The sequence below is a fragment of the Bacillus sp. N1(2025) genome (assembly GCF_053470005.1).
This window is the reverse complement of sequence record NZ_JBLTJB010000004.1, coordinates 25,147-49,994: the sequence shown is the minus strand read 5'-3', so window position 1 is coordinate 49,994 and position 24,848 is coordinate 25,147. Positions and strand designations below refer to the sequence as shown.

At 49.4% G+C, this 24,848-nt stretch carries 26 protein-coding genes, 1 riboswitch and 1 other annotated feature; of the genes, 22 read left to right on the top strand and 4 right to left on the bottom strand.

Going from position 1 to position 24,848, the window contains the following annotated elements:
* Positions 1–63: 63 nt before the first annotated feature.
* From ACNFN4_RS10470 to ACNFN4_RS10425, 10 genes are all read left to right on the top strand, one after another.
* Complete coding sequence (locus ACNFN4_RS10470; RefSeq protein WP_022553466.1) at positions 64–1,623, top strand: MFS transporter; 1,560 nt, start codon at positions 64–66, stop codon at positions 1,621–1,623.
* A 155-nt stretch (positions 1,624–1,778) separates the two neighbouring features.
* Positions 1,779–2,603 carry a M55 family metallopeptidase gene (locus ACNFN4_RS10465; protein ID WP_007407248.1) on the top strand — a complete coding sequence of 275 codons (825 nt, stop codon included), beginning with the start codon at positions 1,779–1,781 and terminating at the stop codon, positions 2,601–2,603.
* 14 nt (positions 2,604–2,617) lie between these two features.
* Positions 2,618–3,544: an ABC transporter permease gene (locus ACNFN4_RS10460; protein ID WP_007610853.1), complete on the top strand. Its 927-nt coding sequence runs from the start codon at positions 2,618–2,620 to the stop codon at positions 3,542–3,544.
* Between the two features lie 5 nt (positions 3,545–3,549).
* Complete coding sequence (locus ACNFN4_RS10455) at positions 3,550–4,497, top strand: ABC transporter permease (protein WP_017417615.1); 948 nt, start codon at positions 3,550–3,552, stop codon at positions 4,495–4,497.
* Between the two features lie 5 nt (positions 4,498–4,502).
* The gene (locus tag ACNFN4_RS10450; RefSeq protein WP_448200152.1) at positions 4,503–5,531 is read left to right on the top strand and encodes an ABC transporter ATP-binding protein; all 1,029 of its coding nucleotides are present in this window, start codon (positions 4,503–4,505) and stop codon (positions 5,529–5,531) included.
* On the top strand, positions 5,528–7,147 hold the full coding sequence (locus tag ACNFN4_RS10445; RefSeq protein ID WP_115940860.1) for a peptide ABC transporter substrate-binding protein: 1,620 nt from the start codon (positions 5,528–5,530) through the stop codon (positions 7,145–7,147). Before ACNFN4_RS10450 ends, ACNFN4_RS10445 begins: the two co-directional genes overlap by 4 nt.
* Positions 7,148–7,234: 87 nt before the next feature.
* Complete coding sequence (locus ACNFN4_RS10440) at positions 7,235–8,170, top strand: S66 peptidase family protein (RefSeq protein ID WP_022553463.1); 936 nt, start codon at positions 7,235–7,237, stop codon at positions 8,168–8,170.
* Positions 8,171–8,176: 6 nt separating this feature from the next.
* Complete coding sequence (locus ACNFN4_RS10435) at positions 8,177–9,274, top strand: mandelate racemase/muconate lactonizing enzyme family protein (protein WP_115940858.1); 1,098 nt, start codon at positions 8,177–8,179, stop codon at positions 9,272–9,274.
* Positions 9,271–10,170: a C40 family peptidase gene (locus tag ACNFN4_RS10430; protein ID WP_232489561.1), complete on the top strand. Its 900-nt coding sequence runs from the start codon at positions 9,271–9,273 to the stop codon at positions 10,168–10,170. Before ACNFN4_RS10435 ends, ACNFN4_RS10430 begins: the two co-directional genes overlap by 4 nt.
* A gap of 3 nt (positions 10,171–10,173) precedes the next feature.
* Entirely contained in the window at positions 10,174–11,145 is a 972-nt protein-coding gene (locus ACNFN4_RS10425) for an ABC transporter ATP-binding protein (protein WP_007610864.1), read from the top strand.
* Between the two features lie 27 nt (positions 11,146–11,172).
* Here the strand turns inward: ACNFN4_RS10425 and ACNFN4_RS10420 are convergent, their stop codons facing one another.
* Together ACNFN4_RS10420 and ACNFN4_RS10415 are read right to left on the bottom strand one after the other, a co-directional pair.
* Positions 11,173–12,222, bottom strand: a complete 1,050-nt coding sequence (locus tag ACNFN4_RS10420; protein WP_448200151.1) for a lactonase family protein — start codon at positions 12,220–12,222, stop codon at positions 11,173–11,175.
* 70 nt (positions 12,223–12,292) lie between these two features.
* A complete protein-coding gene (locus ACNFN4_RS10415) occupies positions 12,293–13,153 on the bottom strand; it encodes a dimethylarginine dimethylaminohydrolase family protein (RefSeq protein WP_179156007.1) in 861 nt (286 codons plus the stop codon).
* Between the two features lie 189 nt (positions 13,154–13,342).
* On the opposite strand from ACNFN4_RS10415, the gene ACNFN4_RS10410 reads away from it, so the two are divergent.
* The 8 genes from ACNFN4_RS10410 (at position 13,343) to ACNFN4_RS10375 (ending at position 19,586) form a co-directional block, all read left to right on the top strand.
* Positions 13,343–13,861 (top strand): acyl-CoA thioesterase, encoded by a 519-nt coding sequence (locus ACNFN4_RS10410; protein ID WP_021493808.1) that lies wholly within the window; start codon positions 13,343–13,345, stop codon positions 13,859–13,861.
* A gap of 99 nt (positions 13,862–13,960) precedes the next feature.
* Complete coding sequence (locus ACNFN4_RS10405) at positions 13,961–14,506, top strand: GNAT family N-acetyltransferase (protein ID WP_053285022.1); 546 nt, start codon at positions 13,961–13,963, stop codon at positions 14,504–14,506.
* Between the two features lie 12 nt (positions 14,507–14,518).
* A riboswitch (guanidine-I (ykkC/yxkD leader) is annotated at positions 14,519–14,627 on the top strand.
* Between the two features lie 66 nt (positions 14,628–14,693).
* Complete coding sequence (locus tag ACNFN4_RS10400; RefSeq protein WP_053285021.1) at positions 14,694–15,032, top strand: DMT family transporter; 339 nt, start codon at positions 14,694–14,696, stop codon at positions 15,030–15,032.
* Positions 15,032–15,346 carry a DMT family transporter gene (locus ACNFN4_RS10395; protein ID WP_007407235.1) on the top strand — a complete coding sequence of 105 codons (315 nt, stop codon included), beginning with the start codon at positions 15,032–15,034 and terminating at the stop codon, positions 15,344–15,346. Before ACNFN4_RS10400 ends, ACNFN4_RS10395 begins: the two co-directional genes overlap by 1 nt.
* A gap of 74 nt (positions 15,347–15,420) precedes the next feature.
* Positions 15,421–16,323: a formyltetrahydrofolate deformylase gene (purU, locus tag ACNFN4_RS10390; RefSeq protein ID WP_003154764.1), complete on the top strand. Its 903-nt coding sequence runs from the start codon at positions 15,421–15,423 to the stop codon at positions 16,321–16,323.
* 85 nt (positions 16,324–16,408) lie between these two features.
* Positions 16,409–16,622 (top strand) — a binding site (T-box leader).
* 68 nt (positions 16,623–16,690) lie between these two features.
* Positions 16,691–17,803: a glutamate 5-kinase gene (gene proB, locus ACNFN4_RS10385; RefSeq protein ID WP_448200150.1), complete on the top strand. Its 1,113-nt coding sequence runs from the start codon at positions 16,691–16,693 to the stop codon at positions 17,801–17,803.
* Positions 17,800–19,047 carry a glutamate-5-semialdehyde dehydrogenase gene (gene proA, locus ACNFN4_RS10380; protein ID WP_029973060.1) on the top strand — a complete coding sequence of 416 codons (1,248 nt, stop codon included), beginning with the start codon at positions 17,800–17,802 and terminating at the stop codon, positions 19,045–19,047. Before proB ends, proA begins: the two co-directional genes overlap by 4 nt.
* A gap of 113 nt (positions 19,048–19,160) precedes the next feature.
* Positions 19,161–19,586, top strand: a complete 426-nt coding sequence (locus ACNFN4_RS10375; RefSeq protein WP_007610880.1) for an organic hydroperoxide resistance protein — start codon at positions 19,161–19,163, stop codon at positions 19,584–19,586.
* A gap of 27 nt (positions 19,587–19,613) precedes the next feature.
* Here ACNFN4_RS10375 and ACNFN4_RS10370 read toward each other — a convergent pair whose 3' ends face one another.
* Positions 19,614–20,123, bottom strand: a complete 510-nt coding sequence (locus ACNFN4_RS10370; RefSeq protein WP_014417547.1) for a MarR family winged helix-turn-helix transcriptional regulator — start codon at positions 20,121–20,123, stop codon at positions 19,614–19,616.
* A gap of 73 nt (positions 20,124–20,196) precedes the next feature.
* On the opposite strand from ACNFN4_RS10370, the gene ACNFN4_RS10365 reads away from it, so the two are divergent.
* The 4 genes from ACNFN4_RS10365 to ACNFN4_RS10350 all read left to right on the top strand — a co-directional run bounded on the left by ACNFN4_RS10365 (position 20,197) and on the right by ACNFN4_RS10350 (position 22,944).
* On the top strand, positions 20,197–20,607 hold the full coding sequence (locus ACNFN4_RS10365) for an organic hydroperoxide resistance protein (protein WP_022553455.1): 411 nt from the start codon (positions 20,197–20,199) through the stop codon (positions 20,605–20,607).
* Between the two features lie 140 nt (positions 20,608–20,747).
* Complete coding sequence (locus ACNFN4_RS10360; RefSeq protein ID WP_071181730.1) at positions 20,748–21,326, top strand: hypothetical protein; 579 nt, start codon at positions 20,748–20,750, stop codon at positions 21,324–21,326.
* Positions 21,327–21,347: 21 nt separating this feature from the next.
* Positions 21,348–21,812, top strand: coding sequence for a hypothetical protein (locus tag ACNFN4_RS10355; protein ID WP_017417627.1), 465 nt, complete (start codon positions 21,348–21,350; stop codon positions 21,810–21,812).
* Positions 21,813–21,816: 4 nt separating this feature from the next.
* The gene (locus ACNFN4_RS10350; RefSeq protein WP_025649651.1) at positions 21,817–22,944 is read left to right on the top strand and encodes a glycosyltransferase; all 1,128 of its coding nucleotides are present in this window, start codon (positions 21,817–21,819) and stop codon (positions 22,942–22,944) included.
* A gap of 22 nt (positions 22,945–22,966) precedes the next feature.
* Here the strand turns inward: ACNFN4_RS10350 and ACNFN4_RS10345 are convergent, their stop codons facing one another.
* Complete coding sequence (locus tag ACNFN4_RS10345) at positions 22,967–24,724, bottom strand: BclA C-terminal domain-containing protein (protein WP_038851967.1); 1,758 nt, start codon at positions 24,722–24,724, stop codon at positions 22,967–22,969.
* Between the last annotated feature and the right edge of the window lie 124 nt (positions 24,725–24,848).

Sequence of the window (24,848 nt, the reverse complement as noted above, 5' to 3'; positions counted from 1 at the left end):
AAGCTAATGGGGGAAATCTGTTAGCTTTTTCACTTTGTTAAATAGTCAGAAAGGAGTTGTCAAATGAAAGAAAAACATCATTGGATTATTTCTCTGCTCGCTGTATTGGCGGTCGGGCCGGGGCTGATGTCGAATACCGCACTTTCGGCTGTCCAAAGCCTTGTCCGGCAGACGGTCGGCGGGGAAAACTTTGACTCTTTTCATCCGATTATTATCGGTAATATGGCATTTGCCTTATTCGTGCCGGCGGGGCCGTATTTAAGAAAAAGATTCGGCTCCCGGCCTGTCTATATGATTTCGATGGCCGCGGGTGTCATCGGAGCGCTCCTTGCTGCTGTGACAAATGATATTTATCCGCTCGCCGCGGGCCGTTTTTTACAGGGAGCTGCGGCGGGCACTATGCTGATGATTATGATCCCGATGCTGGTGCTTTCGTTTCCGATTGAGCGCCGGAATTACGCATTATTTGTGTTAATCGGCGGATTTTACGGGTCCGTCATTATGGGGACCGTTTTAGGCACGGCGGCGGCAAGCGCCGGCCATTGGCATTGGCTGTTCGGCATTTTTGGCCTGCTGTCTTTTTTCGGCCTCATTTTCAGTTATATGTGGCTGCGGGATGACGCTCATAAAAATGCTGAAAAATCTCCATTTGACGGCATCGGTTTTCTGTTAGCGGGTGTATCAGCCGTGCTGACCGCCTATACATTTATTCATCTGCCGAAATGGGGCTTTTCATCATGGCAGACATTGGCGGGATTTGGAGGAAGCATCGTCATTCTTCTGATCTTGCTGATCATGCAGTACAGAAACGAACATGCGCTGATTTCGATTAAACTTATGCTGATTCCAAAGCCGATTCTGGGTGTTTTCATGATCGCTGCGGGCAGTATTTCCATAGCGGTCAGTCTTTCTGCATTTCACGGGGAGCTTCAGACCGCATATCATATGTCACAAACTCAACTGATATTCCTATATGCGAGCCTTTTGGGAGGCGTGGCCATCGCCGCTGTCATCAGTGCATTAGCATATGATAAAGTCGGTCCGGGCATGCTCGGCATAACAGGCTCTGTTATACTGGTGTTCGTGAATTTCCAATGGATAACGACAGATCATCATATACCGCTTATTCTATTTGCGGGGCTTTTCGTGATGCTGGCGGCCGGGACAGGGCTTATTGTGGCAGCCGGACTGATGGGAGCCGCGTTGGGCGGACCGCTTCCGGAACTGGTGAAACGCATGACGGCAGTTCAGTTTTTAAGGCTGTTCATTTATATGGGCGCACCTGTTTTAATAGGGTATTTTACGAAAAGAGATGTTTCCGGCATGCTTCGGGGCGCGCGCGGCACACAATCGCCGCATGACCTGCTGATGGGAACATACAGCGATTTGTTTCTTATTGCTTTCATCTTAAGCTTGCTTTTAGTGTGTTTATCATTTGTCATGAATGCGACCGGCATGGGACATAAGCTGGCGCATAAACCGCATGCCGTCCGTAAGCAGGCGGCTGAAGAGCCTTCGCCGCAGGCTCCTGAACCGATCAGGCATCAGGTCATTCCCGATCGTGAATACAGAAGTGCGGTCAGACAGTTTCAGCGTCATCATATAAGCAAAAACGGTATGTAACTTTTTCTATCAGCAAACCCTTTTCCCGGTGAAAAGGGTTTGTTTTTTCCCATAATAGCAGAATGGTATATTGCATGTTTCATCCTTTTTTAATATAATTTGTTAGAATATTCATAATTTAATATCGAAATTTTAAGTAAAAAAGGAGGCATTACATGAAACTGTATCTATCTGTGGATATGGAAGGGATTTCCGGACTGCCTGATGAAACATTTGTCAATTCTCGCATGCACAATTATGAGCGCGGCAGAGTTCTGATGACCGAAGAAGCAAACTGGTGCATCGCAGAAGCGTTTAATAACGGATGCACGGAAGTGACCGTGAATGACAGCCACTCAAAGATGAATAATCTGCTCGCGGAAAAACTTCACCCTGAGGCAGAGCTGATTACGGGGGATGTCAAGCCGTTTTCCATGATGCAGGGGCTTGATGAATCGTATTCAGGTGTGATGTTTATCGGCTATCATGCGAGAGCGTCGATGCCGGGCGTCATGTCGCACAGCATGATATTCGGCGTCCGCCACTTTTACATAAATGATAAGCCGGTCGGTGAACTGGGGTTAAATGCCTATCTCGCCGGATTTTACGATGTCCCGGTCATCATGGCTGCCGGAGATGATTGCGCCGCAAAAGAAGCGGAGGAGCTGATCCCGAATGTGACGACTGCCGCCGTCAAACAAACCATTTCAAGAACCGCGGTCAAATGCCTGTCCCCTCAAAAAGCCGGACGGCTCCTGACGGAAAAAACAGCCTATGCGCTCAAAAATAAAGATAAGGTCAAACCGCTGACTCCGCCTGAAAGACCTGTATTAGGCATTGAATTTGCCAACTACGGACAGGCTGAATGGGCCCATTTAATGCCGGGCACAGAAATCATCCCGGGAACGACAATCGTTCAATTTCAGGCAAAAGACATGCCGGAAGCCTATCAGGCCATGCTCGTCATGACAGAACTCGCCATGAGAACAACATTCTGTTAAAGGGGTGAACGGCATTGCTGCGGTATTTTATCAAACGTTTTATCGCCATGATTATGACCGTCCTCGTCATCACCACTCTGACATTTGTCATGATGAAAGTGATACCCGGCTCGCCTTTTAACGAAGAGCGGGGCACAAACGAAGCGGTCCAGCGAAATCTCGAATCCTACTACCATCTGAACGAACCTCTTATCACTCAATACGCCATCTATCTAAAATCCATTCTTACCTTTGATTTCGGTCCTTCAATTAAAAAACCGTCAGACAGTGTAAACGCCATGCTTGAACGCGGGTTTCCGGTCTCATTTGAGCTTGGGATAACGGCGATCATCATCGCTGTTATTTCCGGGCTCGCGCTCGGCATAATGGCCGCTCTCAGGCGCGGCGGCTTTCTCGATTATGCGGCCATGAGCCTTGCGGTGCTCGGGATTTCTATTCCGAATTTTATTATGGCTACGCTGCTGATTCAGCAATTTGCGGTTCATCTGAAATGGTTTCCGGCAGCTACCTGGACGAGTCCCGTTCACATGGTCCTGCCGACTGTTGCGCTTGCCGTCGGTCCCATGGCCATTATCGCGAGGCTGACAAGATCAAGCATGGCCGAAGTGCTGACTCAGGATTACATCCGCACGGCAAAAGCAAAGGGGCTTTCTCCCGTCAAAATTGTGATCAAACACGCATTAAAAAACGCTCTTATGCCTGTTGTGACAGTACTCGGGACGCTTGCCGCAAGTATTTTAACGGGCAGTTTCGTCATCGAGAAAATTTTTGCCATACCGGGAATGGGCAAATATTTCGTAGAAAGCATCAATCAGCGTGATTACCCGGTCATCATGGGAACGACTGTATTTTACAGTGTGATTCTGATCGTCCTGCTGTTTCTGGTTGATTTGGCATACGGCCTGTTAGACCCGCGCATAAAACTTCATAAGAAAGGGTGATCCTGATGAATCTCCCGCAAGAAACGGTAAAACACACAGAAGTGCCTGATGACTGGTTTCAGCCGGGCGCGGAAAGAAAGGGTGAAACCGAGTCGGTCAAGCGTCCGAGCCTGTCTTACACTCAGGATGCGTGGCGGCGGCTTAAAAAGAACAAATTGGCGATGGCCGGGCTTGTGATTTTATGCTGCCTGTTTCTATCGGCTGTGTTCGGTCCGCTGATATCACCGCACAGCGTGACAAGGCAGACGCTCGCCGAGCAGAATCTTCCGCCGTCTTTTTCACACTGGTTCGGAACCGATGAACTTGGCCGGGACGTGTTTACAAGAACGTGGTACGGAGCGAGGATCTCTTTATTTGTCGGTGTGATGGCGGCGCTGATCGACTTTTTGATCGGCGTTATCTACGGAGGCGTCGCCGGATACAAAGGGGGCCGGACAGACAGCGCCATGATGAGAATCATCGAGGTTCTCTACGGATTGCCGTACCTGCTCGTTGTCATTTTGTTAATGGTGCTGATGGGGCCGGGGCTCAGTTCCATTATCGTCGCTCTGACCGTGACGGGATGGGTCGGCATGGCGCGGATTGTCAGAGGGCAGGTGCTGAGGATGAAGCATGATGAACACGTATTGGCTTCGAAAACGTTTGGAGCGAAAACATTTCGGATCATCAAGAAAAATCTGCTGCCGAATACGATGGGAGCCATTATTGTCCAAATGACGCTTACGGTGCCGGCGGCGATTTTTGCGGAATCATTTTTAAGTTTTCTCGGACTCGGCATTCAGGCGCCGTTTGCAAGCTGGGGCGTCATGGCAAACGACGGGCTGCCGGCGATTTTATCAGGCCATTGGTGGCGGCTGTTTTTTCCCGCTTTTTTCATTTCCTTAACGATGTACGCGTTTAACGTACTTGGAGACGGCTTGCAGGACGCGTTAGACCCGAAACTGAGGAGGTAGGAAAAATGGCGCAGCAAGTTCTTTCCGTTCAAAATCTGCATGTTACTTTTTCAACATACGGAGGCACTGTAAAAGCCGTCAGAGGCGTCAGCTTCGATTTATATAAAGGTGAAACGTTTGCGATCGTCGGTGAATCGGGCTGCGGAAAAAGCGTGACGTCACAAGCCGTGATGGGCCTTCTTCCGAAACATTCGGCAAAGATTGAATCCGGAAGCATACAATTTAAACAGAAAGACCTTTGCCAAATGTCGGATCGGGAAATGCGGGGAATTCGGGGGCGCGATATTTCTATGATCTTTCAGGACCCGATGACGGCGCTCAATCCGACTTTGACCATAGGGGATCAGCTCTCAGAAGCGCTGTTGGAACACCGCGCCATGACAAGAAAAAAAGCTGAATCCGAAGTTCTCGCCATGCTGGATCTGGTCGGTATCCCGGACTCGAAATCCCGCCTGAAGCAGTACCCCCACCAATTAAGCGGGGGCATGCGGCAGCGGATCGTGATCGCGATGGCTCTGATCTGCGAGCCGGAAATTATGATCGCCGATGAACCGACAACGGCTCTTGATGTGACGATTCAAGCACAAATCCTTGAATTATTTAAGAAGATTCAAAGAAAAACAGGCGTGTCTATTATTCTGATCACGCACGATCTCGGCGTCGTCGCTCAGACCGCCGACAGAGTCGCCGTCATGTATGCGGGGAAAATCGCCGAAATCGGCACGAGGCATGATATTTTTTACCGTCCGGCTCATCCATACACAAAGGGGCTGCTTCGTTCAGTGCCGCGGCTGGATATGGAGGATAGTGAGCTGTCGCCGATTGACGGGACGCCGCCTGATTTATTCGATCCGCCGCCGGGCTGCCCGTTTGCCGCCCGCTGCCCGGACAGGATGATCGTCTGTGAAAAGGTATACCCGGCAACAACCGTGAAATCCAAAAGCCATATCGTTAATTGCTGGCTTCAGGATCACCGTGCAGAGCGGCTGAAGCAGCAGCTGACGGCAGCAGAGGAAAAAGGGGGATTGAAATGAAAAAGAGATGGGCGATCGGTGTGATTGCTGTTGTTTCGTTTGCTCTGATGGGCTGTACAGCCAATGAACAGGCGGGGACAGAACCCGGCAAAGCAAAAGAACAGGGGGGTGAAACGGTGCTGCGGCTCAATAACGAAAATGAGCCGACCTCACTTGATCCGCCGATCGGATTTAATAATGTTTCCTGGCAGCCGCTGAATAACATCATGGAAGGATTGACGAGGCTCGGAAAAGATAATAAACCCGAACCGGCCATGGCGGAAAGCTGGAAGGTGTCCGCTGATAAGCTGACATATACCTTCAATATCCGTGATAACGCCGAATGGACAAATGGCGATCCCGTTACGGCGGAAGACTTCGTGTACGCCTGGAAACGGATGCTCGATCCGAAAACGGGCGCATCTTCCGCATTTCTCGGCTATATGATCAAAGGCGGGGAAGAATTTAACAGCGGAAAAGGCAAAAAAGAAGACGTGAAAATCACGGCAAAAGATAAAAAAAAGCTTGTCGTCACATTGGCGGCACCGCAGGATTATTTTCTGAGCGTCGTGTCCAATCCGGCGTATTTCCCGATTAATGAGAAGGTCGCCAAGGCTGATCCGAAATGGTTCACTGAAGCAAAAACCTTTGTCGGCAACGGGCCGTTCAAACTGACGGAATGGAAGCATGACGACAGCATGACGATGGTCAAAAACGAGACGTATTGGGATAAAAAGACGGTGAAACTGGATAAAGTCACCTGGGCGATGGTCAGTGACCGGAATACCGACTATCAGATGTTCCAGTCGGGGGATTTGGATACCGCCTTTGTGCCGGCAGAGCTGAGCGAGCAGCTGATGGGAGGAAAAAATGTCCGCACGTGGGATCAGGCCGGACTCTATTTCTATCGTTTTAACGTAAAAATGGAGCCGTTTCAAAATGAGAAGATCAGAAAAGCGTTCGCCGCAGCGATTGATCAGAAAGAAATCACGGATTATGTGACCAAAAACAGTGAAAAGCCGGCACATGCCTTTGTATCCCCGGGATTTACTCAGCCTGACGGGAAAGATTTCCGCGAAGCGGGCGGCAGTTTATTAAATCCGGATGAATCAGAAGCCAAAAAACTGCTGGAAAAAGGCATGGCGGAAGAGCATTATGACAAGCTGCCCGCCGTTACATTGACATACAGCACAAAACCGGAGCATAAGAAAATAGCGGAAGCGGTTCAGCAGAAGCTCAAAAGTGTGCTCGGTATAGACGTTAAGCTCGCCAATATGGAATGGAACGTCTTTTTAGAAGAGCAGAAAGGACTGAAGTTCCAGTTCTCTCAAAGCTCATTTTTACCGGATTACGCAGATCCGATCAGTTTTCTTGAGGCTTTCCAAACGGATAATTCCATGAACCGCACCGGCTGGGGAAGCGCGGCATACGACGGCTGCATCAAGCAGGCAAAACAGGAGGCCGATGCCAAAAAACGTTTTGCGCTCATGCATAAAGCGGAAAAGCTGCTCATGAATGAGGCTCCGATCATTCCGATTTACTTTTACAATCAGGTGCATCTGCAGAACAGCGGCGTGAAGGGCATTGTCCGGCACCCCGTCGGTTACATTGATCTGAAATGGGCGGAAAAGTCCTGATCTTACAGCGGAAACATATGCCGCTCTTTATCCATTAAAGGAGCGGCGTGTTTCACTTTTCAATCCGGAAAGGAGATTGAAAAAGTCATGAACCATAAACCGAAAGCACTGCAAAAAGGCGACACGGTCGGTGTGATTGCGCCCGCAAGCCCGCCTGAGAGCGGGACGCTGCAAACCGCGCTGCGTTTTTTAGAGAATGAGCTTGGCCTTCAAGTGAAACTCGGCCGGGCGCTGAAGACTCGTCACGGCTATTTGGCGGGAGAGGACCGGGCGCGTCTCGATGATCTCCATGACATGTTTAGTGATCAGAATGTCAAAGCGGTGATATGCGCGTGCGGAGGATTCGGCACGGGCCGCATTGCCGCCGACATCGATTTCGGCTTAATCCGCCGCAATCCGAAAATTTTCTGGGGATACAGCGATATTACGTTTTTACATACCGCCATTCATCAAAATACGGGGCTCGTCACATTTCACGGCCCGATGCTGAGCACGGATGTCGGGCTTGAAGACGCTGATCCCCTGACAAAAGCGTCGTATCATCAGCTTTTTGCAGAAACGGAATTCACCTATACGGAGGACATTTCTCCCTTAGAGGTGCTGACAGGCGGAAGGGCCGAGGGAGAGCTTGCGGGCGGCAATCTGTCGCTCATTACGTCCACGCTCGGCACGCCGTTTGAAATCGATACGAAAGACAAATTGCTGTTTATCGAGGATATTGATGAGGAGCCGTATCAAATCGACAAAATGCTGAATCAATTAAAGATGGCAGGAAAACTGTCAGATGCAGCCGGAATCCTGGTCTGTGACTTTCACCAATGCGAACCGAAAAACAAAGAAAAGTCCCTTACCTTAGAGCAAGTGCTGAATGATTACATTGTCAAATCAGGGAAGCCCGCGCTTAAAGGCTTTAAAATCGGCCATTGTTCACCGAGCTTCGCCGTTCCGATCGGAGTCCGCGCGGTTATGGATACGGCGGCCAAAGCGGTAACGATTGAATCGGGGGTTTCCGGAAGGGAGTGATCAGGCGTGAAGATTACAGATATTCAAACGGGACGGATGTCCGTGCCGCTGAAAAAGCCGTTTAAGACCGCTTTGCGCACGGTTTACAATGCTGAATCGGTCATTGTGAAGCTCACTTTTGACAACGGTCTGACCGGCTGGGGGGAGGCGCCGCCGACGGTTGTCATTACAGGCGACAGCACGGCCGGTATTGAAAGCGCCGTCCACGATGTGCTGAAGCCCGTTCTCTTGGGGCGGAGCCTTTTCGGCACGGAAGCTGTTCTGTATGATATCAGCCGGCTGTTGGAAAGAAATCAAAGCGCAAAAGCCGCGGTAGATATGGCTGTATATGACGGATGGGCGCAAATGCACGGACAGCCGCTTTACCGGCTTCTCGGCGGCTATCGGAATACACTGGAAACAGATTTTACCGTCAGCGTTAATTCTCCTGAGGAGATGGCGGGGGATGCAGACCGTTATGTGAACAAAGGATTTCATATTTTAAAAATAAAAGTCGGCATAGGTGACATATCGGACGATGTTGCCCGGATTCAGGCGATCAGATCACGTGTCGGCGGAAACGTCAAACTGAGATTGGACGCCAACCAAGGATGGACGCCGAAAGAAGCCGTGACTGCGATCCGAAAGATGGAAGACGCCGGCCTGGGCATTGAGCTGGTCGAGCAGCCTGTTCATAAAGACGATATCGCCGGGCTGAAGCAGGTCACAGATGCCGTAGACACGCCGATTATGGCGGATGAGAGCGTCTTTACCCCCCGTCAGGCCTTTCACGTGCTGCAGACGAGAAGCGCCGATTTAATCAATATTAAGCTGATGAAAGCGGGCGGCATAAAGCAGGCGGAAACAATCAATGCGATGGCCGAAACGTGCGGCGTGGAATGCATGGTCGGCAGCATGATTGAGACCAAGCTCGGCATCACCGCCGCGGCTCATTTTGCCGCGGGCAAACGGAATGTGACAAGGTTTGATTTTGATGCGCCGCTTATGCTGAAAGATGATTTGATTCAAGGCGGCATCACATACAGCGGCAGTCAGATTACGATTCCCGATGAACCGGGTCTCGGCATTACCGGTGTGTCGATACAAGAGGAGGCGAAAAGATGAGAGCAGCCGTTACAGCGGCGGCAGCCAACGTATGGACGCTGCCGTCATCTCCCCGTTCGGATGATGCGCCGATGCTCGAAAACCCGCCGCAGATCAGAAAATGGTTAGTGTCTATGGGATATGAAGAGCGGCTGCAATTATGCACAGACAACCTTGTCCAAACGCAAGCGCTTTTCGGAGAAGAAGTGATCATTCTCAAAGAGGAAGGGGAATGGGCTTTTGTCGCCGTTCCCGGCCAGCCTTCAAACAAGGACGCGCGCGGATATCCGGGCTGGATGAAAAAAAACCAGCTTTCAAAAGACGGCTTTCATACATCTTCCCCCGCCGTATGGATTACCAAACCGACAGCTATTTTATATCACACAAACGGCGAACCGGACTTGGAAGTAAGTTTCTTAACGCGTCTTCCGGCATCAGGACGTGAGAAAGGCTTTTTCCGGGTGGTGACGCCCCTCGGAGAAAGGTTCGTAAATGAAGCTGACGCAGACGAGTGCCGGCATACGGAAGGACGGGCGGCCGATGTCATCGAAACGGGCATGATGTTTCTCGGGCTTCCGTATTTATGGGGAGGACTGAGCGGTTTCGGGTTTGACTGTTCCGGGTTTATGTATTCGATATTTAAAGCAAACGGCTATACCCTTCCCCGTGATGCAAAGGACCAAGCAAAAGCCGGGTGCGGCGCGGCGGTAAACGATATCCGGCCGGCCGACCTTTTGTTTTTCGCCTATGAAGAAGGAAAAGGCGCGATCCACCATGTCGGTTTGGCGCTGGGAGACGGCCGAATGCTGCACTCCCCGAAAACGGGAAAAACAATCGAAGTGCTGTCTTTGGAAGGAACCGTCTATCAAAAAGAATTATGCACCGTACGCCGCTGTATAAGCGAAAAGGGGGAATAGAAAATGACGGCATCTCCGCTCCTTGAAGTCAGCGGGCTGAAAATGCATTTTGACGCAGGAAGAAAGAAAGCCGTAAAAGCAGTCGACGGTGTCAGTTTTCACATTAAAAGAGGGGAAACATTCGGACTTGTCGGAGAATCGGGATGCGGTAAATCGACGCTCGGAAGGGTTATTCTCCGTCTGTATGACCCGACGGCCGGTTCGGTATCATATGAAGGGACGGATATACACCGTGCCGCGGCAGAACAGCGGTCGGTCTTCTTCCGCAAGCTGCAGATGATTTTCCAAGACCCTTACGCCTCGTTAAATCCGCGCCTGACCGTAAGGGAAATTATTATGGAGCCGATGGAAATCCACAATCTTTACAATACAAGAAAAGCCCGTCTGATGATGGCGGATGAACTGCTTGAAGCTGTCGGGCTCCATCCGGATTTCGGCAGCCGGTATCCTCACGAATTCAGCGGCGGACAGAGGCAGAGAATCGGGATTGCCAGAGCGCTCTCTCTGCATCCCGAATTTATCGTGGCGGATGAGCCGATTTCAGCGCTGGATGTGTCGGTACAGGCTCAGGTCGTCAACCTTTTAAAAAGGCTTCAGAAAGAGAAAGGGCTGACATTTTTATTTATCGCCCACGATTTATCAATGGTCAAGCATATCAGCGACCGGATCGGCGTGATGTATTTGGGCCGCATGATGGAAATTACAGAAAGCGCTGCGCTTTACCGGGAACCGCTTCACCCTTATACGAAGGCGCTTTTATCCTCAATCCCGATTCCTGATCCGCTTCTTGAGGACAAGCGTGAACGGATTATTCTGAAAGGGGAGCTGCCGAGCCCCCTTAACCCGCCGAGCGGCTGTGTATTCAGGACGCGGTGTCCTGAAGCGATGGAGCTCTGCGGTAAGATAACGCCTGAGCTTGAAGAAGTGAAGGCGGGGCGTTTTGTTGCCTGCCATTTATACAAAAAAGAAAGCTGACAATATAAAGTCAGCTTTCTTTTTTGATTAAACCTGATGCAGAAATGACACGCAGACCGGATACGGAACCGGAATGTCAGATTGAAGCAGAGTCAATTTGCCTGTTTCCGGATCACGTTCAAACAAAACCAGATTTCCCGTTTCTTCGTTTGACGCGACAAGGAATGTCTCGGAAGGGTCAAACGCGAAATCACGCGGCCAGTTTCCTTCTGTCGGCACCCATTCAATAAGAGACAATTCACCGGAATATTGGTTGATCTTAAAGATGGCGATGCTGTCATGTCCGCGGTTGGCGGCATAAAGAAATCTGCCGTCTTTAGATATGCGGATCGCACTGCCTTGCGATTTGTCCGTAAAGCCTTCAGGCAAAGCGGAAATGACCTGGAGCTCTCTGAATTCACCTAAGGTCGGGTTGTATTCAAGCGCGATGACTTCATTACTGATTTCCGTCATGACATAGGCATATTTTTCCGCCGGATGGAAAACGATGTGGCGCGGCCCTGAACCCGGTGTGAAAGAGTGAGTTTTCACCTCTGTGAGCGAACCGTTTTTCATTTGGTAAGTATAAAGCGTATCCGTCCCTAAATCGACGGCTGCAATGTAGTTATGCTCAGGTGTATAGCCTGCGAAATGGGTATGCGGTTTCTCTTGTCTTTCATGAGGACCTGTTCCCGTATGAGCGGCTTCGGCAGCCGGCTCCCGCAGACTTCCGTCCTCATTGACGGGAAAGGCGTGCACTTTTCCGCTGTGGTAATTAGCGGTTAACACATATTCATGTTTATCATCAATGCTGACGTGGCATGGAGACGGGCCTTCAATCAGCTGGTGGTTCACAAAAGTTAATTCCCCGCTGTTCTGATGAATCTGATAGGCTGCGACGCCGCCTTTTCCGTCTGTCTTTTCAATGGAATACAGCATGCTGTTATCAGAATTCGGAGTGACGTATGTCGGGTTGCCGAGCTTTGCTGCCAGCTTCGGCCGGCTGAGCCGTTTCGCTTCTGTATCAAGTTCAAAACAATAAATGCCTTCGCTTCCGCCTTTTGTATATGTTCCCGCGTATCCTATGTACTTAGCCATTCGGTTTCCCCCTTTAGAGTCTTGTCTTCTCTATATTAACGTATCTTGAAGGAAACTGCCTTGTAAATGTTTAAGATGTTCTGACAAGCGGCAAGGTGCAGCAGCGGAAGGAACCGCCTGATTTAATAATTTCGGAAAACTCGGTTTCAATGACCGTATAACCTCTTTTTCTGAGCTCGCGGTTCGTATGACGGTGCTGCGGCAGGCTGATAATTGTCTGATTGCCGATTGACAGGATATTCGGGCCGAGCGTGAATTGCTCTTCTTCAGGCACTTCTATCATCTCAAAACGTTCGGTGAGAAGATCAATTTCTTTCTGCCGCAAGCCATTTTTGCAGTATAGCGCTTCCGTTTCCGAGATCATATTAAATACACAGTCCAAATGTAAGAAATCCTCCTTGAGAGGGATCGGCACAACCGTCATCTCCGGCAGCGCCTCCTGCAGCTCCCGGACAGCCGCTTTATCCGTGCGCTTGCTCAGCCCGGCGTAAACGGTGCCGTCTGCGATCAAGATGTCGCCGCCTTCAATGTTCGCTTTTTTCAGTCGCGTATAAGGGATTTTCTTATTGTCAAGCAGGCCTTGAAACACTGTTTCTTCTCCCTGCCGGACTGAAGCCGCCATGTTTGAAATAAACGCCGTCTCGCCTAATACAAATCCGATATCCCGGGTGAATACCTGCTCAGGCAATGCGGGATCGGCAGGCAGCAGGACGACTTCAATCTGATGAGATCTTAAAATGTCAATAAACTCACTATGCTGTTTGAGGGCAACGGGTATGTTAATATTTTCTTGTTTGAAATGTTTCTGCGTTCCGTTAATAATATCCTTGATGGCCATGTGTTCCGGCCGGCATAAGATGACTGTCTGCAAAGCATCAAACTCACTGCGGCAAGCCGGTTTCCGCGTGGATTTGGGAATGGATACGTCCATGTGATATCCTCCTATCGGTATTCAATGTGCGTTTATTATTCCCGGATGTGATGAATAATGAAACATTTCTGAGAGAATATCTAACCAACTTAATATTTAAAATTTTAGACAAAACGATCAAAGTATTGTTTAATAGGGTACAGATGAATGAGTCAAAACGACCAGACACCAAAGGGGAGTTTAAATAATATGAAGTTGCCAGAATCAAGATTTTGCAAAGAAACAAGGGTTGTTAAAACAAGCAGGGTTTTTCCGCTTGATACGAATAATCACAATACGCTGTTTGGCGGAAAGCTGATGAGCTACATTGATGATATCGCTTCAATTTCCGCGGCCCGCCACTGCCGGTGTGAAACAGTCACGGCTTCAATGGATTCTGTAGATTTTTTGCGCCCCATCGGCCAACAGGATTCCGTATGCCTTGAATCTTACGTCACATGGGTCGGCACATCGTCTATGGAGGTGTTTGTCAAAGTCATTAAAGAGCATCTGATGACGGGCGAACGCGAGCTTGCGGCAACGTCGTTTCTGACCTTTGTCGCGCTTGATTCAAACGGGAAATCGGTACCCGTTCCGCGGATCGTGCCGGAAACCGAGGAAGAAGTCATGCTTCACAATACGGCCGTTCAGCGCGCCGGAGAACGAAAAAACCGCTTAAAACACAGCAAAGCCCTGGCCGAGGCGCTCGGAACAGATAAACCTTGGTAATCGTCAAACCGCTTTTTAAAAAAGCGGTTTTTTTATGCTGAGAAAGGACTTTTCCTGCCGGATCCATAATCTATTACAGGGAAAGGAGACGTGGCGTGCATGATGGAACATAAGTCTTCCGGCACCATCCTGACAACCGGGCGTATCCGTCTGCGGACTATGCGGGATGACGATGAAGAAAATTTGTACGGGCTGTTTACCGACAGAGAGGTCATGAAATATTATCCTTCTCTTAAAAGCAGACGGGAAACGAAGGAATGGATTGCCTGGAACAAACGATTGGCGAAAGGATACGGCGTCAGTCTTTGGATCGGAGAGGATAAAGAGACGGGCGCATTTCTCGGTCAATGCGGAATCGTTCCGCAGACGGTAAACGGAAACACTTTGATGGAAATCGGCTATATGTTTGCCCGCCGCCACTGGGGCTGCGGCTATGCGACAGAGGCGGCGAACGCCTGTCTGGACTACGGTTTTCATATGCAGCAATACGGACGCATAGCGGCGCTGATTGATCCGGAAAACGCTGCCTCCGTCCGTGTCGCGGAAAAAATCGGCATGGTGCCCGGTGAGACCGTTACCAAATGGGAGAGGCAGCTGACGGTTTTTGACATCACATCTGACGTTGAACGTTTCGGCGAAATGTAGTATGATACGAACAGACATGTTTTCTAGGGTTCCGCATGTTCATACATGGCCTGGTCCGAGAGAAAACACATATGCGGACATATCCCGCATATGCACACGGAGGGAAAAAAGCCCGGGAGAGTCAATCTCATGAGAGACGACTATCCGGGCTTTTTTGTATTGTCCGGATACAGAAAGGGTGAAGAACATGAAATGGGGTTTAGTGGTCATAGCGGCCGTATTTGAAGTGGTATGGGTCACCGGCCTGAAACATGCTGATTCAGCACTGGCGTGGAGCGGCACGATTATGGGAATCATCATCAGTTTTTATCTATTAATCAAGGCGACAGACAGCCTGCCCGTAGGAACGGTATACGCGGTCTTTACCGGACTCGGGACAGCGGGCACCGTGCTCAGTGAAATCCTGCTTTTCAAAGAACAGGCCGATCCGGTGAAAATCGTGCTGATCGGCGTTTTGCTGATCGGTGTCATCGGATTAAAGCTGGTCACACAGGATAAGCCTGAGACGAAGGAGGAGAAGGCGTAATGCATTGGATCAGCCTGATAGCCGCGGGTCTTTGTGAAATGCTCGGGGTCATTTTAATGAATCAATTTCAAAAAGAAAAGAAAGTCAAATGGATTCTTTTCATTATCGCCGGATTTGCGGCTTCTTTTTCCCTGCTTTCTTATGCGATGGAGACGATCGCGATGGGCACGGCCTATGCGATCTGGACCGGTATCGGCACAGCGGGCGGCGCATTAGCCGGCATTCTTTTCTACGGCGAGCAGAAGGATGCGAAGCGCATCTTTTTCATTGCGCTTATTTTATGCGCTGCCGTAGGGCTGAAAATTCTTTCGTAAATTGATTTTTATCAAATCTTCAGTATAATCTATTAGTAAGTTACGAATTATGAAGATACGAGGGATTAAAACAGATGAATTCATATATGACACAGCGGCTGAAAGAATACCGCCGCGGGAATGAGGAAAAAGGGCGCCTGCTTGTCAGCTGCCCCGACCAGCCGGGAATTGTATCGGCCGTGTCGGCGTTTTTGTTTGAACATGGCGCAAACATTATTGAATCAAATCAATACACGACTGACCCTGAAGGCGGACGGTTTTTTCTTAGGATCGAATTCGACTGTAAGGGCATTCGTGAGAAAAAAGAGGACTTACAGCAGGCGTTCGCCTCAATCGCCCAGACATTCGGCATGACATGGAGCCTGTCTCTGGCAAGTGAGCTGAAGCGAGTGGCGATCTTTGTATCGAAGGAGCTGCACTGCCTTCATGAACTGATTTGGGAATGGCAAAGCGGCAATATGATGGCCGAAATTGCGGTCGTCATCAGCAACCACGAAGAGGCCAAAGAAGTGGTCGAACCGCTGAATATTCCGTTCCATTACATGAAAGCTAACAAAGACATCCGCGCCGAAGTGGAGCGGCGCCAGCTTGAGCTGCTGGAGCAGTATAAGATTGATGTGATCGTTCTTGCCCGATACATGCAGATTTTGACGTCTGATTTTGTATCTGCCCATCCGAATCGGATTATTAACATCCACCATTCATTTCTGCCGGCCTTTATCGGCGCTAATCCGTATAAACGGGCTTATGAGCGCGGAGTGAAATTAATCGGCGCGACTTCTCACTATGTGACGGACGATCTTGACGAAGGGCCGATTATTGAACAGGATATTGAACGCGTCGATCACAGAGATCACGCAGAGGATCTGAAGAATATCGGCAGAACGATTGAGCGGAGCGTGTTGGCAAGAGCCGTAAAATGGCATCTGGAAGACCGCGTCATCGTTCACGGAAACAAAACGATCGTATTTAATTAATGACGGTCCGCGGGGAGGCGGACTGTTTTTTATGGATGAAAATGTCTTGACAAGAACCTGTTTTCTTTGCATAATATAAAAAAATCATTGAGCGTTGAAGAGGATCAGTACGCAGAACTTTCTGTGACAGAGAGCAAAATGACCCGCTGAAACATTTTGCCGCATGAAACCTGCCGAACCTGCCTTGGAGTCCTGAGGGGAAAACTCAGGCGCGATAACCTGGCGTTACAGGAAAGCGGGACGCGTGAAAAACGCGTTCAAACAAGGTGGTACCACGGAAAGCCCATTTCGTCCTTATTTTTCAGGACGGAATGGGCTTTTTTTATTGACAGAGCCGGTTTGGATTGATTGCCACGGAGGAGAAATGATGAAAAAACAAAGAATTGTTGTGAAAATCGGGAGCAGCTCGCTCACCAACAGTAACGGAAGTATTGATGAAGCAAAAATCAAGGAACATACGGAAGCCATTTCTTTATTAAAAGAAAACGGGCATGAAGTGATCCTCATTACCTCAGGCGCCGTGGCAGCGGGTTTTTCCGCTCTCGGCTATCCGTCGCGACCCGTTACGATAAAAGGAAAGCAGGCAGCTGCCGCAGTCGGCCAGACGCTTTTAATGCAGCAATATATGGACCATTTAAAAAGATACGGTCTGACACCGGCACAAATTTTATTAACAAGAAATGATTTCTCAAAAAGAGAGCGGTACAGAAATGCCTATGCCACTGTAATGGAACTGTTGGAGCGTGGCGTCGTGCCGATTATTAATGAGAATGATTCCACATCAGTCGAAGAGCTGACGTTTGGTGATAACGACATGCTGTCGGCGCTGGTGAGCGGGTTGATTCATGCAGACCAATTAATGATTATCACAGACATTAACGGGCTGTACGATGCCAATCCGAATGAAAACCCGGACGCAAAGCGGTTCGACTATCTGAATGACATCACACCTGAATTGCTTGGATATGCCGGATCAGCAGGCTCAAAGGTCGGCACCGGAGGCATGAAGTCAAAACTTCTCGCCGCCCAGACCGCATTGTCGCTCGGGGTGAAGGTGTTTATCGGAACCGGCTCCGGACGGGAAAAACTGATGGGAATTTTAGACGGAAAAGGCGACGGCACTTATATCGGCGATAAAGACCTGTCCTCAGTGAATAATACACGGCAATGGATCATGTTTCATTCTCCGATATCAGGGGAAATCATCATTGATGGGGGAGCGGAGCAGGCGATGATCCATAACGGGTCAAGTCTCCTCCCGGCCGGCGTCGCCGGTGTCTGCGGCAGTTTTCCGAAAGGGGCCGTAGTGGAAGTCAGAGGGCCCGGCGGCATTATCGGCAAAGGGCAGACGCAGTACTCATCCGATGAAATTTTAGAAGCCAAAGGGAAGCGGAGCGACCAGCTTTCAGGAACGAAGCAGGTGGAAGTGATTCACAGAGATGATTGGGTGAATTTATTTGACGAGGGGGAACACAAATGAGTGAAGTATTGCAAAAAGCGGCTTTGGCAAAAGAAGCGGCTGCCGAAATGGTCATGAAAACGACGGCTGAAAAAAACGAAGCGCTCCAATGTATTGCAGACGGACTCAGAAATGAACGCCGGCTGATTTTAACAGAGAATCAGAAAGATATTGAAGCGGGACGGAACAGAGGACTGACACCTGACATTATTGACAGGCTGACTCTTGATGAAAAACGCCTGCTCGATATCGCGGACGCCGTGGAACTATTAATCGGTCTTGAAGATCCCGTCGGTGAATCGCTGGAGACCATTCAAAAAGAGAATGGATTATCTATTGAAAAAATCCGCGTGCCCCTCGGAGTAGTGGGCATGATCTATGAGGCCAGACCGAACGTTACCGTAGACGCGGCCACACTCTGCCTGAAAACCGGAAACGCGGTTGTGCTCAGAGGAAGTTCTTCCGCCATCCACAGCAACATAGCGCTTGTCAGTGTGATGAAACGCGCACTGGGGCTGTCAAAGCTTCCGATTGATGCCGTTCAGCTCATAGAAGATACAAGCAAAGAAACCGCCAAACAGCTCTTTACATTAAATGGCGGGCTGGATGTATTGATCCCGCGCGGCGGTAAAAATTTAATTGATCTTGTGGTCAGGGAATCAACCGTACCCGTTTTAGAAACCGGAGCGGGCAATTGCCACGTGTACATAGATGAGTCAGCAGATCCTCAAATGGCAAGCGAGGTCGTCATCAATGCCAAAACACAGCGTCCTTCGGTCTGCAACGCGATTGAATCTCTTTTGATTCATGAAAAATGGGCCGAAGAACACGGACGAAAGCTGCTGAATCAGCTGACAGAAAAAGGGGTGGAGCTCCGAGGAGACCAGGTGATTTGCAGACTGGAGCCTCAAGCGAAACAAGCAGAAGAAGCCGATTGGGGAGCGGAGTACCTGGCGCCGATTCTCAGTGTGAAAACGGTGCAGGACGTACAGGAGGCGGTCCGCCACATTCAGCAGTACGGCACAAACCATTCAGAAGCCATTCTGACGGAGAACGCCGAGCATGCGGCTTACTTCCAGACCGCCGTTGACGCCGCCGCCGTGTATCATAATGCTTCAACCCGGTTTACGGACGGTTTTGAATTCGGATACGGAGCCGAAATCGGCATCAGCACGCAAAAGCTTCACGCGAGAGGGCCAATGGGGCTTCCGGCGTTAACATCTACAAAAATCATCATCAAAGGAAACGGACAAATCCGCGTATAATCTTTTAAGCTTATCCTTCAAAAAGGGTAGGCTTTTTTTATGCGGAAAGATTGACGGTTTCTATTATATTGTGTAATATTAAATTGTACACAATATAATAGAGGTGAATTCACATGACAAAACCATTATTTACTGCAACCGTATCAGCCGCCGGCGGACGTGAAGGGAAAGTCACGTCTTCTGACGGAGTGCTGAATCTTGATGTTGCCATGCCGGGAACGCCAAGAGCAAAAAAGCTCGAACATGCCACAAACCCTGAGCAGCTGTTTGCCGCAGGATATTCAGCCTGCTTTGACAGCGCTCTTCAGCTCGTAGCGAGAAAAGAGCGTCTGAGTATTGAAACAGAGGTCACTGCGCATGTCAGTCTGCTGAAAGATGAAGCAGACCAAGGATATAAACTAGGCGTTACGCTTGAGGTCAAAGCATCCGGCATTGATAAACAGGAGCTTGAAGCCCTTATTCAAAAAGCGCACGGTGTCTGCCCGTATTCAAAAGCGACAGCGGGAAATATTGAAGTGAAGCTTCTGGCAGCAGAATAAAAATAAGGATGCCCATTCGGGGCATCCTTATTTTTTGCCGTGCAGCGTATTCAAAACCTCATAAAGCGACTGCTTTAACTGCTTTAATTCCTCTTTTGACCGTCCCGTCTGTTCCAGCATGGCAATGGGAATATCCGCCGCTGTTTTCTGCAAGGCCCGTCCTTCATCTGTGAGCCTGATCGTCACGGATCGCTCGTCTTCAGCCGACCGCTTTCTCATGATGATTCCGTGCTGCTCCATCCGTTTCAGCATCGGTGTCAGCGTTCCGGAATCCAGGTACAAAAGCTCACCCATCCGTTTCACATTCAGTTCTTCGTGCTCCCATAATAAAAGCAGCGCCAAATACTGGGGATAAGTTACGTTGAGCTTATCAAGCAGCGGTTTGTACCGTTTCGTCATTTCCCTTGAGCTTGCGTACAGCAAAAAACAAAGCTGATTCTCAAGTTTCATATGTTCAAAATCTTTTTCTGCCATTACTTCTTTCACCAACTCTTTGTTTGTTAACGTTACCCCTATTGTAGCCGAAAAACGATCCATTTCCTATTCCTCATGTTTAAAAATATGAGCAGGGGCAATATATACAGTAAGTACAATGAGGAGGCTGATAATAATGGCATTATTTACTTCAAAAGCGACCGCAGTCGGCGGACGAGCAGGACATATTAAATCCGACGACGGGGTGCTGGATTTTGACATCATCATGCCGAATGCAAAAAAAGACGGAGAAACCGGCACAAACCCTGAACAGCTCTTTGCGGCAGGGTATGCTGCCTGCTTTGGGGGAGCGCTTGAGCTTGCCGCCCAAAAACAAAAAATCGACATGACCTCTGAAATTGAAGGACAGGTCAGCCTTTTAAAAGATGAGAGTGACGGAGGTTACAAAATCGGCGTAACGCTCGTCATTGATACAAAAGATCTTGACAAAGAAACGGCGGAGAAGCTAGTGCACGCCGCTCACGAGTTCTGTCCGTATTCAAAAGCAACAAGAGGAAATGTAGACGTCAAACTTGAATTAAAATAAATCAACGAACGAATATCCCGGATTTTATATCCGGGATATTTTATTAACGAAAACATCAGTAATGATCTCTTCTCTCCCGGAATAAGAATACGATATAGCACTTTTGCATAATGACACCAAGAGAAAAGAGGGAGAAATCGATGTCTCTTCCAAACATACCGAACATCACCCCCGACATTACACTCTCCAGATGTGAGACCCTGAACCTCCTTCTTTCATCCGTGGCTATGGAAGAAATCGGACTATCCCATATTCTGCAGGCGGAAGCGGAAAGGATTCAAATGTTTCTCGGCGCTTCCGGCGATCCCTCCTTGGAGGAATTGTCATCAATCAATAGAAGCACTGAACGGCTCCTGCGCACCGTCATGAAATCACAACTCCTTTTGCAGACGAAGCTTGAGGACATTATCTTCTTACAGGATTCTGAAGCCTGTATGGACCCGGACGACCCAAGCAATCCGAGTAATCCGGGCGATCCTGATGACCCATGGAATCCGGACGACCCAAGTAATCCGAGTGATCCGGGCGATCCTGATGACCCGTGGAATCCGGACGATCCCAGTGATCCGGATGATCCGGAAGATCCATGCGACCCGTGCTTTCCGAATCCGCATCCTGAAGATCCGTGTGACGGCCTGTTTTACGGCCGCATTGGCTGCTGTGAGTGCGGGGATTGTGAGGACTGCGGTTGGAAGAAAAAAGGCGGGGAGCGTTCATAAAAAAAGAGACGGGTGAAGCATATGCCGTATCCAAGCATCTCAAAAGCGAAACAGACATCTTTTGAAGCCATGCATTGCCTCACGATTGCGCTGTTAAATATATTATCTGTGACCGTGGATAAAAGAAGGGATTCAGATTACAAAGAAGAAATCAGGCTGTTCTCCGCATTGTGCCGCTGGCAGATGGAAACTGGCGGCCGTCTGTTTTTAATGGTCAGCCTGGAAGAAGAGCAGAAGCAGATGTATGAGCGGCACTTTCATGAAATGAAGACAGTGACGGAACGAACGAAAAAATTCATTTTTGAAAGCCCGCGCGAATTCCGGGCGCATCCCATTACGAAGCGGGCTGTCAGACAGCTTCAGGAATGGGATGCAGAATCAACTGCCGAACCTGCCGTCAGATGGGTGCGGCCTGTCATCATAACGATGAACGGCACTCCTGAACGGCCTTGGTTCAATCAACAACTTCAAAATCGGGAAAGGTGAGAAAATGAGCGGAAATGCTGAATGTAAACTGACTCTTTGCATGATTGTGAAAAACGAGGAGAGATACATCTCCCGTTGTTTATCAAGTGTACAAGACATCGTTGATGAGATCGTCATCGCAGACACCGGATCACAAGATAATACAAAAGATATCTGCAAAAGCTTTCAGGCAAGAGTGTTTGATTTCGAATGGGAGAATGATTTCGCAAAGGCCAGAAATTACGCCCTGCAGCATGCCGAAGGGGATTGGATTTTAATGCTTGACGCGGATGAAGAGCTCGATCAGGAGACGGGCCGCTTTTTAACTTCGCTGCTTCATGACGGATTACCGAGCCGGGGCCTTTTGAAAATCATCAATTATACGGGGAAGCAGCTCGATGAAAACGAAGCGTTTGAAAGCATGCAGCCGAGACTGTTCCGCAATCATAAAGGCCTTCTGTATCAAGGCAGAATTCACGAGAATATCTCGGCTTCCAATGAGGAAGAAAACAATGCTTTTTTCACGCTCCCATGTGTGATTCATCACTACGGCTACTTGGAGCAGGAAGAAAAGATCAAGCAAAAACATAAACGGAATATCAGTATTTTAAATGAAGAGCTTTCAGAGGAAAATCCTGATCCGTGGCTTGTCTATCATTTGGCAAGTGAATGCTACAGAATAAAAGACTATGAAAAAGCATTACATCTTGTCAACGGCTCAATTTTTCAATTTTTAAGCGAAAAACGAATGCCTCCGTCTCTCCTGTATTATTTGAAATATACAATATTGCTTGAGCTCAAACGGTATGAAGAAGCCGAACAAGGGATTGAAAAAGTGCTCAAGCTATATCCTGATTACAGCAATCTTCATTATTATAAAGGCCTTGTATTATATCATTTGGAAAAGTACAGAGCGGCAATCAAAGCATTTGAAAACGGAACGCAGGTTGAAGGAGAAAACGCTGATCACTTAATTTTAAAAGGTGCCGCCGATTTCAGAGCTTTTTATTATATGGCAAAATGCCATGCTGAATTAAACCATGATATGACGGCCATCGCTTACGCCAAAAAATCCGTGAAGTTCAATCCTCAATTTAAACCCGCGCAAGAGCTTCTGTCTCAATTAAAAAAGGATCAGCGGACAAACGCCTGATCCTTTTTTTTTGCATGTTCCATTAAGATAATCGAATAATGTTTAAAGCTGCACCGACGCTTCCTCCAAGCAATGTGGCCGCACCCAATAATCCGAACAGCTGAAGCTGGATGGTGCTGCCTGCTGGCAAAGTCACAATAAAGGAGTTATTAAAGTTTGCCAAAGACGCGACCGGGGCGATAATCGAACTTGCAGGAGGAGTGCCGTTGATTAAAATACGCGAACTTACAAGCAGGCCGGCCGTTAAATTAATATGGTAGGAGATATAGTAACGTCCCGCCGGAGCAACGGTGAATACGGTATTTGCGGCATTAGCCGTTATATCCGCCGAAAGGTTTTGTTCATTCGGTAAAGAAATGGTCGTGCCGCCGACAATAACTGCGACAACACCGCCGCCCGTATTGCTTGCATAGCCGGAAGTTGCTGTCAGACTTGTTCCGGTAATTCCAGTCGGTCCGGTGCCGCCAGTAGCGCCGGTGCTTCCGGTCGGTCCGGTAACGCCAGTAGCGCCGGTAATTCCAGTCGGTCCGGTTTCGCCAATAGCGCCGGTGCTTCCGGTCGGTCCAGTAACGCCAGTAGCGCCGGTAAATCCGGTCGGTCCGGTAACGCCAGTAGCACCGGTAAATCCGGTAGGTCCGGTGCCGCCAGTAGCGCCGGTGCTTCCGGTAGGTCCGGTGCCGCCAGTAGCGCCGGTAAATCCAGTCGGTCCGGTGCCGCCAGTAGCGCCGGTGATCCCGGTAGGTCCGGTGCCGCCAGTAGCGCCGGTGCTTCCGGTCGGTCCGGTAACGCCAGTAGCGCCGGTGATTCCCGCCGCAGCTAAAAGTGTATAGTCAGCTGAGGCTCCAGGGGTTCCCGCCGGGCTGTTTACGTTTGCGACGTAAGAGCTGCCGTTGAAAGTAACTGGCTGTCCGGCGGTATAGGCAGCGGCGGCGAGGGGATCAAACGGTACGATGCCTTGCAGTCCGGCGCCCGTGACCCCTGTCGGCCCGGTCGGCCCCGCGGCGGCAAGCAGTGTATAATCCGGCGATGTCCCGGGAATGCCTGAAGGGTTATTGATATTTACGAGATAAGAAGCACCCTCATACAATACAACCTGCCCCGCTGTATAAAAAGGCGCAGCAGCGGGATCAAAATCTGTCAATCCTGTCAATCCGGCTCCTGTAGCGCCTGTTGGTCCGATCGGCCCGGTTGATCCTGCGGCAGCTAAAAGCGTATAATCGGCAGACGTATCCGGAATCCCTGCTGGCGAAGCTGTGTTCACGACATAGGAGCTTCCGTTATACAAGACAACCTGTCCGGGTGTATAAGTGGGAGCAATCAGCGGATTAAAAGCAACAATCCCTTGAAGACCCGCACCGGTGACCCCCGTCGGCCCGGTCGGTCCGGTTGGCCCCGTCGCTCCGGCCGGGCCGATTGCTCCCGTCGGTCCTGCGGGCCCGCCGGCTGGTCCCGTCGGCCCCGTAGCACCAGTCGGTCCCGCCAGTGTAGGGATATTTGAGATACTGTCCAATTTTGAACCGAGAAGAAGCTCCTGTTTCATTAAGCTGTCAAGCGTATCACGGACGCTCTCATTCAAGTTCAGAATATCCGCAAGACTTGACGGGGGCCCTGTTAATCCGGGAATCGTTCCGAGCGCGTATTGGATTTTTTCCCCTTCCGCATTCAGAATATGTGCCATTCCCAGCTCTTCCATAGCAATTGACGAAAGAAGAAGGTTAATGGTATCGTCTCTGGAAAGTGTAACGACAGGGGTGATATTAGGCAAATTAGGCTGTGACACAATGTCCCTCCTTATGAGTTGGCTGAAAATCATTTTATTACGAACAAAGTTCCCCGAAATAAGCGTAAGCAGTACTGTATCAGTATATTCACTGACTCTGTCCAAGTTTCTGAACGAATTCCCG

What these genes read in the sequence shown, in the direction of transcription:
- ACNFN4_RS10470 (WP_022553466.1), top strand. Translation starts at nt 64, where the DNA reads ATGAAAGAAAAACATCATTGGATTATTTCTCTGCTCGCTGTATTGGCG.
- ACNFN4_RS10465 (WP_007407248.1), top strand. Translation starts at nt 1,779, where the DNA reads ATGAAACTGTATCTATCTGTGGATATGGAAGGGATTTCCGGACTGCCT.
- ACNFN4_RS10455 (WP_017417615.1), top strand. Translation starts at nt 3,550, where the DNA reads ATGAATCTCCCGCAAGAAACGGTAAAACACACAGAAGTGCCTGATGAC.
- ACNFN4_RS10450 (WP_448200152.1), top strand. Translation starts at nt 4,503, where the DNA reads ATGGCGCAGCAAGTTCTTTCCGTTCAAAATCTGCATGTTACTTTTTCA.
- ACNFN4_RS10445 (WP_115940860.1), top strand. Translation starts at nt 5,528, where the DNA reads ATGAAAAAGAGATGGGCGATCGGTGTGATTGCTGTTGTTTCGTTTGCT.
- ACNFN4_RS10440 (WP_022553463.1), top strand. Translation starts at nt 7,235, where the DNA reads ATGAACCATAAACCGAAAGCACTGCAAAAAGGCGACACGGTCGGTGTG.
- ACNFN4_RS10430 (WP_232489561.1), top strand. Translation starts at nt 9,271, where the DNA reads ATGAGAGCAGCCGTTACAGCGGCGGCAGCCAACGTATGGACGCTGCCG.
- ACNFN4_RS10425 (WP_007610864.1), top strand. Translation starts at nt 10,174, where the DNA reads ATGACGGCATCTCCGCTCCTTGAAGTCAGCGGGCTGAAAATGCATTTT.
- ACNFN4_RS10420 (WP_448200151.1), bottom strand. Translation starts at nt 12,222, where the DNA reads ATGGCTAAGTACATAGGATACGCGGGAACATATACAAAAGGCGGAAGC.
- ACNFN4_RS10415 (WP_179156007.1), bottom strand. Translation starts at nt 13,153, where the DNA reads ATGGACGTATCCATTCCCAAATCCACGCGGAAACCGGCTTGCCGCAGT.
- ACNFN4_RS10410 (WP_021493808.1), top strand. Translation starts at nt 13,343, where the DNA reads ATGAAGTTGCCAGAATCAAGATTTTGCAAAGAAACAAGGGTTGTTAAA.
- ACNFN4_RS10405 (WP_053285022.1), top strand. Translation starts at nt 13,961, where the DNA reads ATGATGGAACATAAGTCTTCCGGCACCATCCTGACAACCGGGCGTATC.
- ACNFN4_RS10400 (WP_053285021.1), top strand. Translation starts at nt 14,694, where the DNA reads ATGAAATGGGGTTTAGTGGTCATAGCGGCCGTATTTGAAGTGGTATGG.
- ACNFN4_RS10395 (WP_007407235.1), top strand. Translation starts at nt 15,032, where the DNA reads ATGCATTGGATCAGCCTGATAGCCGCGGGTCTTTGTGAAATGCTCGGG.
- purU (WP_003154764.1), top strand. Translation starts at nt 15,421, where the DNA reads ATGAATTCATATATGACACAGCGGCTGAAAGAATACCGCCGCGGGAAT.
- proB (WP_448200150.1), top strand. Translation starts at nt 16,691, where the DNA reads ATGAAAAAACAAAGAATTGTTGTGAAAATCGGGAGCAGCTCGCTCACC.
- proA (WP_029973060.1), top strand. Translation starts at nt 17,800, where the DNA reads ATGAGTGAAGTATTGCAAAAAGCGGCTTTGGCAAAAGAAGCGGCTGCC.
- ACNFN4_RS10375 (WP_007610880.1), top strand. Translation starts at nt 19,161, where the DNA reads ATGACAAAACCATTATTTACTGCAACCGTATCAGCCGCCGGCGGACGT.
- ACNFN4_RS10370 (WP_014417547.1), bottom strand. Translation starts at nt 20,123, where the DNA reads ATGGATCGTTTTTCGGCTACAATAGGGGTAACGTTAACAAACAAAGAG.
- ACNFN4_RS10365 (WP_022553455.1), top strand. Translation starts at nt 20,197, where the DNA reads ATGGCATTATTTACTTCAAAAGCGACCGCAGTCGGCGGACGAGCAGGA.
- ACNFN4_RS10360 (WP_071181730.1), top strand. Translation starts at nt 20,748, where the DNA reads ATGTCTCTTCCAAACATACCGAACATCACCCCCGACATTACACTCTCC.
- ACNFN4_RS10355 (WP_017417627.1), top strand. Translation starts at nt 21,348, where the DNA reads ATGCCGTATCCAAGCATCTCAAAAGCGAAACAGACATCTTTTGAAGCC.
- ACNFN4_RS10350 (WP_025649651.1), top strand. Translation starts at nt 21,817, where the DNA reads ATGAGCGGAAATGCTGAATGTAAACTGACTCTTTGCATGATTGTGAAA.